The following is a 12611-nucleotide window of genomic DNA, read 5'->3' as shown; positions in this document are numbered from 1 at the left end:
CCCCTGCCCCGCCACTTCGGTCCGGAAGCGGTGGACGCGCTGGTCGCCGAAGGCCGTCCGCTGGACCTGCGCCGGGACGTATGGCCGCTGATGGCCAAGGAGATCGGCTTCGGCCACTACCACGAGCTGTTCCACGCGCACCCCGAGCGCACTGCGCTGCCCTGGCCCGAGTTCGAGGCCGCGTACGACCGACTCGGCTGGTACTCGGCCGAGATGGCCGCTCTGATCGCCACCGCTGTGCCCGATCCGGCGGACCGCCTGGACTTCGAGGCCCTGGACCGCCCACTGGCCGGACGGACCTTCCCTGAACCGGACGCGTTCCAGGACCACTTGCGTGCCCACATCACCGAGGACGTCGGGCGCCGCGAGAACCAGGAGTTCAGCGCCGACCTCGGCGCGTTCTTCGCGCTGCTCTCCGTCTACGGGCAGCTGCCGCGCCTCGTCGACTCCGGCCGGCTCACCGCCCGTACGGTCGCCGAGGACCTGGACGGATGGTGGCGCGGCTTCTTCAGCTTCCTCGCCTCCGGACCGCCCGGCTTCCGGCTGCGGCAACTGCTCGCGCTGTCCCGCGCAGGCGTCGTACGGTTCCTGGGCGCCGACGTCCGTATCGGAACCGACGACACCACCGGCACCTTCACCGCGACCTCCGGCACAGTCCCCGGTCACACCACGCACGCCACCGCCCTCATCGAGGCGTATCTGCCCGAGGTTTCGCTCGAACGCACCGAGGACCTCCTGCTCGGCGGGCTGCGCCGGGAGGGAGCCCTTGCCGAGGAGGTCATCGCCGACCCCACGTACACCCATCGCTCAGGACTGCTCACCGTGACGCCCGCCGACGGCCGCGTCATCGACCCGTCCCTCGGCGGACCCCACCCCCGCCGGATCGCCCTCGGCGCCCCGACCAACAGCCGCGGCATCGCCGCCTTCGCCCGCCCTCACACCAACGCTCCGGCCTTCCGGCAGAACGACTCCACGGCTCGTACGGTGCTGAACGCCTTGCGGGAATCCGGCGGGTGGGGGCAGCGGGCGGCCGGGCCTCCTCAGGTCCTGCGGCAGTGATGTGTGCGCCCTCTCGCCCCGGGCCTCAGCCCCCGGCGAGAGGGCACGCGCCTTACCCCTTGCGGTAGTTGCGCGCGTCCTCGCCCGCCGCGAGGACCATGTCGAGGTCGCCGCCCACGGAGGCGGTGACGACGACGCCGACCGCGCCCTCGACGAACGGGGCGTCCACGATGCGGGTGCCGGCCGGCAGCACGCGGTCGTCGGAGCCGGAGAGCAGGGCCTGCACGGTCAGGACCGCGCTGCCCATGTCGCACAGGACGGCGACGCCCTTGCCTTCGTCGGCCTTGAGTGCCGCCGCGTGGATGCGCTCGGCGCTGGTGCCGATCCGGCCGTCGTCGGTGCCGCCGGCCGCGTACACCGGGGCGATGTCGCCGGAGCCGACCATGGCCTTGGCCAACTCGACGGTGGCCTCGGCCACTTCACGGCTGTGCGAGACAAGGACGACGCCGACCCGGCCGCCCTTGGCGGCCGGGTCCGCGGCGACCGTGGGCTCCTCGGCCCGGGCGGTGGCCGCGGGTCGCGGCGCCCACTTGGGGTCGGCGGCGAGCACCAGCGCGTCGAAGAGCAGCACGACCGAATGGGCGCCCGCGTCCTCGTGACCGATGCTGCGCTCGCCCAGGTAGCTGGCGCGGCCCTTCCTGGCCTGCATCGCCCCGGTACCCTCGGCGCCGGCCAGCGCCGCGGCGCTCGCGGCGGACAGCGCATCGGTGATCTCCCGGACACCGAGCGCGTCCCCGGCGGATCCCGGTGCGTCGAGTGCACCCTCAGCGGAGGATCCTCGTGCGTCGAGCGCGTCCAGGGCCGGCAGCAGCGCGTCCAGGAGCGTCGAGTCACCGGGTACGGCACCGCCCAGCTTGCCGACGGCCTCGGCGCCGGCCCGCAGTGCCGCCGCGAACTCCGGCAGCGTGACCGCTTCGGCGGCGCCCAGGCGCTTGCCGGTACGGCGCAGCGCCGTACCGAACAGCGGACCGGACGCACCGCCCACGGAGTTGGTGAGCGTGGTGCCGGCCAGAGAGAACAGCTCACCGGGGGTGCCGGGGGCGTTCTGCGCGGCGGCCTCGCGCACGGCACCGAAGCCGCGCACCATGTTCGCGCCGTGGTCGCCGTCACCGGCCGCCGCGTCGAGAGCGGTCAGCCGGGCGGCGTCCCGTTCGAAGAGCTCCGCGGCGGCGCTGAGCCAGCGGCCGAAGTAGGCGGCGTCGAGGGTGAGTTCGGGGGCGGGCTCGGGCTTGGCAGTCATCGGACTGGTCTTCCTGACGAGAGGGAGGCGGGAGGCGGGAGGCGGATCGAGGGGGAGCGGGGCTCAGGCGCCCCAGCGCAGGGACGGGGTGTGCACGGGCGCGTCCCACAGCTCGGTCATCTGCTCGTCGGCGCGGCACACGGTGATCGTGCAGCCGGCCATGTCGAGGCTCGTGACGTAGTTGCCGACCAGCGAGCGGGCCACCTGGATGCCGCGCGCGGCCAGCACCCGCTCGACCTCGCCGCGGACGATGTACAGCTCGACCGGCGGGGTCGCGCCGAGCCCGTTCACGAGGACGATCACCGGGTCTCCGGCGGCTTCCGGCAGATCCGCGAGCACGGCGTCGAGCATGATCCCGGTGGTCTCGGCGGCGGTGGTGAGCCGGCCGCGGTACCGGCCGGGCTCGCCGTGGATACCGACGCCGATCTCGATCTCGTCCGGGCCGAGCGCGAAGTTGGGCGCGCCGTTCGCCGGGGTCGTGCACGAGGACAGGGCCACGCCGAAGCTGCGGCTGCGCTCGTTGACCTTGCGGGCGAGCGCGGCCACCTCGGCGAGCGGTGCACCGGTCTCGGCCAGCGCGCCCGCGAGCTTCTCCACGAACAAGGTGGCGCCCGTTCCGCGGCGGCCCGCTCCCTCGCCGCGCGCGACGGCGACGTCGTCGTCGACCACGACGGTCTCCACCTTGATGCCGTCGTCGTCCGCGTCCTCGGCGGCCATGCCGAAGTTGAGGATGTCGCCCGTGTAGTTCTTGACGATGTGCAGCACACCCGCGCCGGCGTCCACGGCCGCGGTGGCCTGGCCGATGCGGTCCGGCACGGGCGAGGTGAACACCGGTCCCGCGACGGCCGCGTCCAGCATGCCGCGCCCGACGAAGCCCGCGTGCAGCGGCTCGTGGCCGCTGCCGCCGCCGGACAGGATCCCGACCTTGCCGGGCACCTTGCCGCCGGCCCGCAGGACGATCCCGGCCTCGGCGTCGACCGCCAGCTTCGGGTGCGTGGCCGCCATACCGCGCAGGGCGTCGGCGACCACGGTCTCCGGAGCGTTGATCAGCTTCTTCACGACGGAGTTCTCCTTGATTAATTCAACGGACGGAATATCCGCCATAAAGGCAGAGGCATTTCCGGCCCTGCGGGAGCTTTACGTGAAGATTATTCCCGGGAGCGGGGTGCGCCATGGGTCTTTGGTCCCTGCCCGGCGGACACAAAGACCCCTCCTTGCGACCGTGAACGGCCAGGTTGTCGCCTTTTGGCGGTTCGGAATTCCTGTGGCACACTCCGGTCACCGACTGCGGCGAACAATTCGCCGAATTATCGATCGGCTCCTTTTATTTCTTCGATGAAGCAGGAATAGCCGTCTGTTCGGCGGCTTGCCACAGGAGGTTGCACCATGAATACCGTCGCCACCCGCATGATGATCAGCCCGCCGAAGTACGTGCAGGGCGCGGGCGCCGTGGGGACCCTGGGCGAGCACGTGGCACGCCTCGGCGAGAACGCGGTCGTCCTCGCGGACAACGGAGTGTGGGCTCTGGTCGACGAGGCGGTCACGCAGTCCCTGTCCGCGGCCGGCGTGAAGCTGACCAAGGAAATCTTCGGCGGTCTGTGCACCCAGAAGGAGATCGACCGCATCACCGCGGTCGCCGAGCAGGCGGGCGCGGACGTCGTCATCGGGATCGGCGGCGGCACCGCCATCGACACCGCCAAGGCCGTCGGACACGCCCGCGGTGACATCGCGGTCGTCAGCGCACCGACCGTCGCCTCCACCGACGCGCCCACCAGCGCGCTCGCCGTCATCTACACCGAGGAAGGCGCCTTCGAGCGCTACTCCTTCTTCTCCCGCAACCCCAACCTGGTGCTCGTCGACACCCAGTTGGTCGCGGGCGCCCCGTCGCGCTTCATCGTCTCCGGTATGGGCGACGCGCTCGCCACCTGGTACGAGGCGCGCGTCTGCGTCGCCGCCGAGCGCACCGCGATGGCCGGCGGCCTGGCCACCGGAGCCTCGCTCGCCCTGGCCAAGCTGTGCTGGGAGACGCTCATGGAGTACGGGCCGCAGGCCCGCCTCGCGGCCGAACAGCACGTGGTCACCCCGGCGTTGGAGAAGATCACCGAAGCGAACACCCTCCTGTCCGGCCTCGGCTTCGAGAGCTGCGGTCTCGCCGCGGCCCACGGCATCCACAACGGCCTGACCGTCTCGCACAAGGTGCACGGCATGATGCACGGCGAGAAGGTCAACATCGGCACGCTCGCCCAGCTGATCCTCGAAGGCGCCCCCACCGCGGAGCTGGACACGTACCTCGAGTTCAGCCTCGCCGTCGGCCTGCCCACCACGCTCGCCGGGATAGGCCTCGGCGACGCGGACCGCGAGGAGCTCCTGGCGATCGGCCGCGCCTCGACCGCGGAAGGCGAGACGACGCACAACATGCCGTTCGCGGTGACCCCGCAGATGGTCGCCGACGCCCTGGTCGGCGGTGACGCCTACGCCCGTGCGTACGCGAGGAAGCACGCGGCCTGAGGGCCACGCATCCGCGGCTCGTCTCAGCTGTCGGGGAAGGTCACCTTCGCCAGCTCCTCGGAACGCTGCCAGATACGGCGGGCGTCCTCGGGCTTGTTCAGCGGGGAGTACAGCTTCTGCGGTGCGGGCGGGCCGCCCAAGTGGCCGGGCCCGCCCGGGCCGTAGAGCCGGCCGCTCTCGGCGTCGGGGGCGGTGGCCGCGTACAGGGCGGGCAGCTTCGCGCTCTCGACCGTCCCGACGAGGATGCCGCGGGAGGACAGCGCGCGGACCACGCGTACGCCCAGGGTGTCCTTGTCGCGTCCCACCTCGGGGCGGGCCGCGAGCAGGTTCGTCGGCGCGACCCCGGGGTGGGAGAGATTGCTGGTGATGCCCCAGCCGCCCGCCCGGCTGCGCCGGTGGAGTTCAAGACCGAAGAGCCCGAACGCGATCTTCGACTGCCGGTACGCCTTCATGCCGTCGTACGAGCGTTCCCAGTTCAGGTCGTCCCAGTTGATGGCGCCCCGGCTCGCCGCGACGCTGACCTGGGAGGTCACCCGCGCCCGGCCCGCGCGCAGCAGCTCAAGGAGCTGGGCCACCAGGGCGAAGTGGCCGAGGTGGTTGGTGCCGAACTGCAGCTCGAACCCGTCGGCGGTGGTCTGCCGGTCGGGCGGGGTCATGACGCCGGCGTTGTTGATGAGCAGATGGACCGGCTGTCCCTCGCCGCGGAGGGTCTCGCCGAGGGCCGCCACCGAGTCGAGCGAGGACAGGTCGAGGGCGCGCAGCGACACGTTCGCGCCGGGGGCCGTACGGCGGATGGTCTCAAGGGCCGCCTCGCCCTTGCGGGGATTGCGTACGGGCAGGACCACCTCGGCCCCCGCCGCTGCGAGCCGCGTGGCGATACCGAGCCCGATGCCGTCGCTGGCACCCGTGACGACGGCACGCCGCCCGGTGAGGTCGGGGACGGTGAAGTCGAGGGGCTTGCGGGGCATGGGTTCACTCCTGGGAACGTGGGGCGGCTGATGTCACCGTCCGCGAAGGCACTCACCGGCCATCCTGCCCCCGGGTGCGGCGCTCTGCCGTCCGGGAAAGGGGGATCGAGAAGGCGTGGATACGGAGCTGCGCGGCCGGTAGAAAGGTGCATGGGCGGTCTGCGCGGGGACGACCCGCGGGCCGGCGGAAGAAGCGCACCGGCAGCAGAAGAGCAGCAGAAGAAGTGCATCAGCAAAGGAGGCCGCGTTGGTGATCGACCGGGCCGGGCTCGCCGCGTTCCTGCGCCGCCGCCGTGAGGCGCTCCAGCCCGAGGACGTCGGCCTCCCGCGCGGCAGGCGCCGCAGGACCAGCGGGCTGCGGCGCGAGGAAGTGGCCGCGCTGTGCCATATGTCCACCGACTACTACGCACGGCTCGAGCGGGAACGCGGCCCGCAGCCGTCCGAGCAGATGATCGCGTCCATCGCCCAGGGGCTGCGGCTCTCCCTCGACGAGCGCGACCACCTGTTCCGTCTTGCCGGACACCACCCGCCCGCTTCCGGCCCGGCGAGCGAGCACATCGGCCCGGGCATGCTCCGTATCTTCGACCGGCTGCACGACACCCCCGCGGAGATCGTCACCGAACTCGGCGAGACGCTGCGGCAGACCCCGCTCGGCGTCGCGCTCACCGGTGATCTGACCGGCTACACCGGCCCGGCCCGCAGCATCGGCTACCGCTGGTTCACCGACCCCGCCTCGCGTGCCCTGTACGCGCCCGAGGACCACGCCTTCCTCTCCCGCATGTTCGCCTCCGGCCTGCGCGGGGTGCTCACGCTGCGCGGGCCCGGGTCGCGCGCGGCCCACCTCGCCGATCTGCTGCTCGCGCAGAGCGAGGAGTTCCGTGCGGTGTGGGAGGAACACGAGGTCGGCATCCGCCCGCACGAGGTGAAGCGCTTCGTCCACCCGGAGGTCGGCGCCCTGGAGCTGACCTGCCAGACCCTGCTCGAACCGGGCCGTTCGCACTTCCTGCTCGTCTACACCGCCCTGCCCGGCAGCGAGAGTTACGAGAAGCTGGAACTCCTGTCCGTCATCGGGACGCAGACGCTTCGCTAGGGCCCCGCCGGCTTCGCCAGGGCCCCGCCGGCCGACCGGACGCCGGCCCCGCCCGTGCCGCCACCAGCGGGAATCGTGCCTGGTCACTATTAGTCAGGCATTAGCTTCACAGCCCTCTTGACGGTGCTTTCGCCCCGGCGGCAAGGTTCGGTCTCATCCGCAAGCGGTCGACGGCGCCCCAAGCGCGGTCGGGGGCTAATGCGCATTAGTCAGGGGAGTCGAGCATGGCCGAGGTCCGGTTGGCGAAGGCTCGGCGGGGGCGTCCGCGGCAGGCGGAGGTGGCCCGCCTCGCCGGGGTTTCGCAGACCACGGTGTCGTTGGTGCTCAGCGGCAACAAGCAGGGCATCGCGCTCCACCCGGACACCCGCGCCCGAGTGCTCCAGGCGGCACGGCAGTTGGGGTACGCACCCGACCCCGCCGCCCAGCGCCTTGCCGCCGCCCGCAACGATCTGCTCGGGGTGTTCAGCTTCACCGCCACGTTCCCGACCGACGTGGCGCACTCGTACTACCCGATCCTCGTCGGGGTCGAGCAGGAGGCCGTGGCGCGCGGCTATGACCTCGTCCTGTTCACCGGCTCGAGCTCCGCGCCCGCCCAGGCCGGCCGGACGGACGCGCTCGACCGGGTGCGGCTGGCCGACGGGTGCCTGTTCCTCGGGCGGCACGTCCCGGCCGACGAGCTGCGCCGGCTCGTCGAACAGGGCTACCCCGCCGTGCACATCGGCCGCCGCGACGAACTCGACACTCTCGCCTGGGTCGGCGCCGACTACGCCGAGGCCACCGCCGAGGTCGTACGAAGGCTCGCGGACCTCGGCCACCGCGGCATGGCGCTCGTGTGCGAGACCGACGAGGCGCTGGCCTCCACGGACCGGGAACGCGGATTTCGGGGCGCGCTCGCGGGGGCCGGCCTTTCCGGCGGCGTGGTCCGCGCCGCCGACCCGGCGGCCGAGATCACCGGCGCCTGGGTGCGGGCTCAACTCGCCGCGGGCGTCACCGCGTTCGTGGCCGAGGAGACCGACACCTGTGCCGCCTGGCGGGCGCTCCTGACGGCCGTCGAGGAAGCTGGTCTCACCGCGCCGGCCGAGGTCTCACTCGCCCTGCTCGGCTCACCGCCCGCCGATCTGGCCCACCACCCCGAACCGACCGGCTTCGACATCCCCAAGGCAGAGCTCGGTGCTGCCGCCGTACGCACGCTCGCGGCCCTGCTGACCGCCGGCGAGGCCGACTACTCGCCGCTGGTGCCCTGCGCGTTCAGGCCGGGACATACGGCCGGCCGGGCACCGGCCACGTAACCGAACAGCAACAGCACCTCACCCGAAGCGTTCCGCAGCCCGTGCGCTGTGGCGCGCCCGCACGCCCTGCCCCACGCACACCCGCACACCCTGCCCCACGCACGCCCGCACGCCCAGCCGCACCCACGAAGGAGCCGCACCCATGTCGTTCGACCGTCGCCGTTTCCTGCAGACCACCCTCACCGGAGGGACCGCCCTCGCCTTCGGCGCCCTCGGCGCCCGCCCGGCGCTCGCCGCACCCGGGGGCTTCCCCGACTACCGCTACGTCCGCACCCTCCTGACGCCCGCGCAACTCAAGTACAACCCCACGGGCGAGATCATCTTCCCCTGCGTCCGCGGCGTGTACGACAAGTTGTCCTCGCCGCTGGGCCGTTACTACCTCTACTACGCGCCCCACGACGCCCCGGGCGGCATCTGCCTCGCGTACGCCGACCGCCTCGAGGGCCCGTACACCGAGTACGCGAACAACCCGATCGTGAAGAACGACTGGTCCCCGCACTACAAGGTCAGCCATGTCTCGTCCCCGCACGTGATGTGGAACGCCGAACACCGCGAGCTGTGGCTGTACTTCCACGGCGAGAACACCACCACGCGCCTGGCCCGCTCCAAGGACGGCATCCACTTCACGTACGACAAGACCGTCCTCACCACGTCGATGCTGCCGTCCGGCACCACCGAGGCCTCGTACGCCCGCGTCTTCCCGCACGATCTGCCGAGCCGGGGTGCGCGCTACGTCATGGTCTTCATGCGCAACGACACCACCAACCACCGCGACATCGGCTGGGGTTGGTCGGCGGACGGGCGGAACTGGCAGTTCGCCGCCGATCCGCTGATCGACCACGCGGCGGTCGGAGCGGTCAACGTGTCCGGCGCCCATCTCCTGACGCGGAACGGCAGCACCTACGTCGTCTACCACACGGACAAGTCCAGCGGCGGCAACATCCTGATCACCGAGGTCGGCAACGACTTCACCCGCCGCAACCACCTCGGGGTCTTCTACGACTCCTCGTCCGCGGCCCCGGAGAGCGGCCGCGCGGCCGCACCGTGCTTCGGCACGGACGGCGGAGTCCCGTACATGATCTACGAGGCGGGGGACCGGCTGGCCGGTTCGATCGCGTTGGCGCGGGGCTGACCGACGCGGTGGGCGGGGCAGTTCGTGGGAGCCCCGCCCGCTGCCTCACACCACCTTGACCCGCACTCCCGCCTCCCCGATCGCCGCCAACTCGCCCTCGGAAGCGCCCGAATCAGTGATCAGGGTGTGCACGGCGGACAGCGGGCAGATCTTCGCGAAGGTCGTGCGGCCGAGCTTGGTGTGGTCCGCGACCACGACCGTGCTGCCGGCATGGTGCGCGAAGGCGCGGTCGGTCGCGGCTTCCAGCTGGTCGTGGGTGGTGCAGCCGTGGGCCGCGCTGATGCCGTCCACGCCGAGGAAGGCGATGTCGGTGTGGTGGTCGGCGAGGGTCTTCTCGGCGATGGGGCCGACCAGTTCGTAACTCTCCTTGCGCGCGGTGCCGCCGATGACGATCAGCGTGACCTCGGGGTGCAGCACCATCGAGGCGGCGATGTTGACCGCGTTGGTGACGATCGTGACGGGCCCGCGCTCGGCCAGGAGGCGGGCCACCTCGCTGGTGGTGCTGCCGCCGGTGAGACCGACGACCGCTCCCGGCGGAACGAGATCGGCGGCCGCACGGGCGATGGCCAGTTTCTGCGGGGATCGCTGGTCCAGGCGGTGCTGCAACGGCAGTTCGAGGCTCAGGCCGCCGCGCACCGCACCCCCGTGGGTGCGCTCCACGAGACGCTGCTCGCTCAACTGCTGCAGGTCCCGGCGCACGGTGGCCTGCGAGACGCCGAGCAGCAGGGCGAGCCGGCCGACGTCCGCGCTGCCGTGCGCGGCGACAAGCTCGAGTATCCGCAGGTGACGGTCGCTTCTCAGCACCCGGTGAGCATAGTCCCGGACGACTGCCGAGGTCCTCGTATGAGCAAGAATGATGCGCGAAACTGCGCGAGTTGAGGATCGATCGCTCAAGTTCCGTCCCTTGACACGGCAGTCCGCGCTCGATTTACTCCCTGGCACGCCGATGTCGAACCTCGGCGCAGAGGTACGCCTAGCCGGTAGGTGGCCATGGCCACGAGCCCGGACTGAGTCGCCAGGACCGTCGAGGGTCCGAGGCGGGGACGTGCCCTCCACATGTGGAGCTCTGCGATGAGCCTCAATCGTGTGTCGAGCAAGTACACAGCGGCTGGTGCCGCCCTCGCGGCCGGAGCGGCCGTCTGTCTCCTTCTCCCGTCGACGGCGTCGGCCGGGGCGGCGGCGGTGCCCCTGCCGCCGCCGCACGCCGGTTTCGACTACCAGATCGGCGGGGCGTACACCCCGCCGGCCGGGGTGCGGGTGGTCAGCCGGGACCACGAAGCGTCCCCGGCGCCCGGCCTGTACAACATCTGCTACGTGAACGCCTTCCAGGCGCAGCCCGGCGCCGAGGGGGAGTGGGACGACGACCTGCTCCTGCGGGACGGGAACGGTGAGGTCGTCTACGACGGCGACTGGGGCGAAGCCGTCCTGGACCTGCGCACCGCCGACAAGCGGCAGCGCATCGCCGCCAAGGTGGGCACGTGGATCGACGGCTGCGCGGACAAGGGGTTCCAGGCGGTCGAGCCGGACAACTACGACACGTTCACGCGCTTCCCGGACTACCTCACGGCGAACCAGGCGAAGTCCTTCATCGCCCTGCTCGCCGACCGCGCCCACGGCAAGGGCCTCGCGATCGCCCAGAAGAACACCGCCGAACTCGCCGGCGTGGGCAAGGAGACGGGCCTCGACTTCGCGGTGGTCGAGGAGTGCGGCGCGTACAACGAGTGCGGTGACTTCACCGCCGAGTACGGCGATCACGTGGTCGTCGTCGAGTACAGCGCGAGCGGGCTGCGCAAGGCCTGCGACGGGTGGGGCGATCAGCTGAGCATCGTCCGCCGCGACGTGGACGTCTCGCCCGCGGGCGGCAGCGGGTATCTGCGCCAGACCTGCTGACCGCCATTCCCCTGTAGGGGCATGTCCGTGGGCACACCGTCCGGCGTGCCCACGGACATGCCCGCCCCAGCGAACTGCGAACCCTCTGGAGGCAGCCATGACCGCAGTACCCCGCGGGTCCGGCGCACCGGCCCGCCGCAGCGTCCTGCGCGCCGGCTCGGCGGTCGCGCTCGCGGCCACCGCGGGCACGCTCTCCGGCTGCGCAGGCGGCGCGTCCGACGGGGTCGGCGCCGACGGCAGCGTCACCATCCAGCTCTGGCACGGCCAGACGGACACCGCACTCAAGGTGATCAAGAACCTGGTCGCCGAGTTCCACCGCACCCACCCCCGTATCCACGTCGACCTGGGCGGCGGCGTGCTCGCCGACGCCATGCTGCAGAAGGTCACCGCGGCGCTCGCCTCGGGCGCCTACCCCGACGTCGCGTTCATCTTCGGCTCCGACCTGGCGAGCATCGCCCGCAGCCCGCAGGTCGTCGATCTCACCGAGCACGTACGCGGCGGCCCCACGCCCTGGACCAGCTACTGGCCCTCGGCCCGCGAAGCGGTCACCATCAACGGCCGGGTCCGGGCGGTGCCGGCGATGGTCGACTGCCTGGCCATGGTCTGCAACAAGAAGCTGTTCGCCGAGGCCGGCCTCGACCTGCCCGAACCGGGCTGGACCTGGGCCGAGTTCACGGACCTCGCGCGCCGTCTCACCGACGCGGACCAGGGCCGCTTCGGCACCGGCTGGCCCGGTACCGGCGACGAGGACACGGTGTGGCGCCTGTGGCCCCTGATCTGGGGCGCGGGCGGCGAGGTGATCGCCGGGGACGGCAAGCACATCGGCTTCGCCGAGGAAGGCGTACGGGCCCTCGAGGTCGTACGGGACCTGGTGCGCGGCAAGAGCGTGTACGTGGACCCGAAGCCCGGCAGCGAGCAGATGTACAAGGTGTTCCTGTCCGGCCGGATGGCCATGGTGCCCACCGGCCCCTGGCAGCTGCCGGACATCATCCAGGCGAAACTCGACTACCACGTGGTGCCGCTGCCCACCTTCGACGGCGACCCCGTCACCATCTCGGGCCCGGACACCTGGACGGTCTTCGACAACGGCGAGGCCCGCGCCGAGGCCGCCCGTACCTTCGTCACCTGGCTCACCCGGCCCGCCCAGGACAGCCGTTGGGACGTGGAGGCCGGCAGCCTGCCGCTGAGCAGCGGCAGCGAGGAGAGCACCGCCTGGCGGCAGCACGCCACCGGCACACCGGGCATGCCCGTGTTCACCGAGGCGCTGACCTCGGCCCGGGTGCGTCCCGTGCACCCGGCGTATCCCCGTATCTCCCAGGCCCTTGGAGAGGCCATCGTCTCCGTGCTGCTCGGCCGCGCCTCGCCCGCGGCGGCGATCCGCACCTGCGCGGAAGACGCCGACGCCGCCCTCCTGATACCGCGTTGAGGACCCCTG

10 protein-coding genes and 1 pseudogene are annotated in these 12611 nt (G+C 71.9%); 7 read left to right on the top strand and 4 right to left on the bottom strand.

What is annotated here, in order from left to right:
* Positions 1-1059 (top strand): annotated as a pseudogene (locus tag G6045_RS15980) (FAD/NAD(P)-binding protein); the annotation flags it as partial.
* Between the two features lie 52 nt (positions 1060-1111).
* On the opposite strand, the gene dhaL reads toward G6045_RS15980, so the two are convergent.
* Both dhaL and dhaK read right to left on the bottom strand, forming a co-directional pair.
* The gene (gene dhaL / locus G6045_RS42185) at positions 1112-2299 is read right to left on the bottom strand and encodes a dihydroxyacetone kinase subunit DhaL (protein ID WP_165332610.1); all 1188 of its coding nucleotides are present in this window, start codon (positions 2297-2299) and stop codon (positions 1112-1114) included.
* Positions 2300-2362: 63 nt separating this feature from the next.
* Positions 2363-3358: a dihydroxyacetone kinase subunit DhaK gene (gene dhaK, locus G6045_RS15970; protein WP_165332609.1), complete on the bottom strand. Its 996-nt coding sequence runs from the start codon at positions 3356-3358 to the stop codon at positions 2363-2365.
* A gap of 327 nt (positions 3359-3685) precedes the next feature.
* Here dhaK and G6045_RS15965 point away from each other — a divergent pair, with 327 nt between their 5' ends.
* Positions 3686-4807, top strand: a complete 1122-nt coding sequence (locus tag G6045_RS15965; protein ID WP_165332608.1) for a glycerol dehydrogenase — start codon at positions 3686-3688, stop codon at positions 4805-4807.
* A gap of 23 nt (positions 4808-4830) precedes the next feature.
* Here G6045_RS15965 and G6045_RS15960 read toward each other — a convergent pair whose 3' ends face one another.
* Positions 4831-5775, bottom strand: a complete 945-nt coding sequence (locus G6045_RS15960) for an SDR family oxidoreductase (protein ID WP_165332607.1) — start codon at positions 5773-5775, stop codon at positions 4831-4833.
* Positions 5776-6022: 247 nt separating this feature from the next.
* Between G6045_RS15960 and G6045_RS15955 the strand changes: the two genes are divergently transcribed.
* From G6045_RS15955 to G6045_RS15945, 3 genes are all read left to right on the top strand, one after another.
* Positions 6023-6865 carry a helix-turn-helix transcriptional regulator gene (locus G6045_RS15955; RefSeq protein ID WP_206343791.1) on the top strand — a complete coding sequence of 281 codons (843 nt, stop codon included), beginning with the start codon at positions 6023-6025 and terminating at the stop codon, positions 6863-6865.
* Positions 6866-7089: 224 nt separating this feature from the next.
* Positions 7090-8154: a LacI family DNA-binding transcriptional regulator gene (locus tag G6045_RS15950; protein ID WP_206343790.1), complete on the top strand. Its 1065-nt coding sequence runs from the start codon at positions 7090-7092 to the stop codon at positions 8152-8154.
* 142 nt (positions 8155-8296) lie between these two features.
* A complete protein-coding gene (locus G6045_RS15945; protein WP_165332606.1) occupies positions 8297-9286 on the top strand; it encodes a glycoside hydrolase family protein in 990 nt (329 codons plus the stop codon).
* Positions 9287-9331: 45 nt separating this feature from the next.
* On the opposite strand, the gene G6045_RS15940 is transcribed toward G6045_RS15945, so the two are convergent.
* Complete coding sequence (locus G6045_RS15940; RefSeq protein WP_165332605.1) at positions 9332-10090, bottom strand: DeoR/GlpR family DNA-binding transcription regulator; 759 nt, start codon at positions 10088-10090, stop codon at positions 9332-9334.
* 267 nt (positions 10091-10357) lie between these two features.
* Between G6045_RS15940 and G6045_RS15935 the strand changes: the two genes are divergently transcribed.
* Complete coding sequence (locus G6045_RS15935) at positions 10358-11176, top strand: endo alpha-1,4 polygalactosaminidase (protein WP_165332604.1); 819 nt, start codon at positions 10358-10360, stop codon at positions 11174-11176.
* A gap of 97 nt (positions 11177-11273) precedes the next feature.
* The gene (locus G6045_RS15930; protein ID WP_165332603.1) at positions 11274-12602 is read left to right on the top strand and encodes an ABC transporter substrate-binding protein; all 1329 of its coding nucleotides are present in this window, start codon (positions 11274-11276) and stop codon (positions 12600-12602) included.
* Positions 12603-12611: the final 9 nt, after the last annotated feature.

The sequence above is a fragment of the Streptomyces mesophilus genome (assembly GCF_011044995.1).
Classification (GTDB): Bacteria; Actinomycetota; Actinomycetes; order Streptomycetales; family Streptomycetaceae; genus Streptomyces; species Streptomyces mesophilus.
Note: the sequence above shows the minus strand (reverse complement) of the source record. Positions and strands in the feature narration are given on the sequence as shown.

Coding starts and splice junctions, on each gene's coding strand:
- dhaL (WP_165332610.1), bottom strand. CDS start 2,299: ATGACTGCCAAGCCCGAGCCCGCCCCCGAACTCACCCTCGACGCCGCC.
- G6045_RS15965 (WP_165332608.1), top strand. CDS start 3,686: ATGAATACCGTCGCCACCCGCATGATGATCAGCCCGCCGAAGTACGTG.
- G6045_RS15960 (WP_165332607.1), bottom strand. CDS start 5,775: ATGCCCCGCAAGCCCCTCGACTTCACCGTCCCCGACCTCACCGGGCGG.
- G6045_RS15950 (WP_206343790.1), top strand. CDS start 7,090: ATGGCCGAGGTCCGGTTGGCGAAGGCTCGGCGGGGGCGTCCGCGGCAG.
- G6045_RS15945 (WP_165332606.1), top strand. CDS start 8,297: ATGTCGTTCGACCGTCGCCGTTTCCTGCAGACCACCCTCACCGGAGGG.
- G6045_RS15935 (WP_165332604.1), top strand. CDS start 10,358: ATGAGCCTCAATCGTGTGTCGAGCAAGTACACAGCGGCTGGTGCCGCC.
- G6045_RS15930 (WP_165332603.1), top strand. CDS start 11,274: ATGACCGCAGTACCCCGCGGGTCCGGCGCACCGGCCCGCCGCAGCGTC.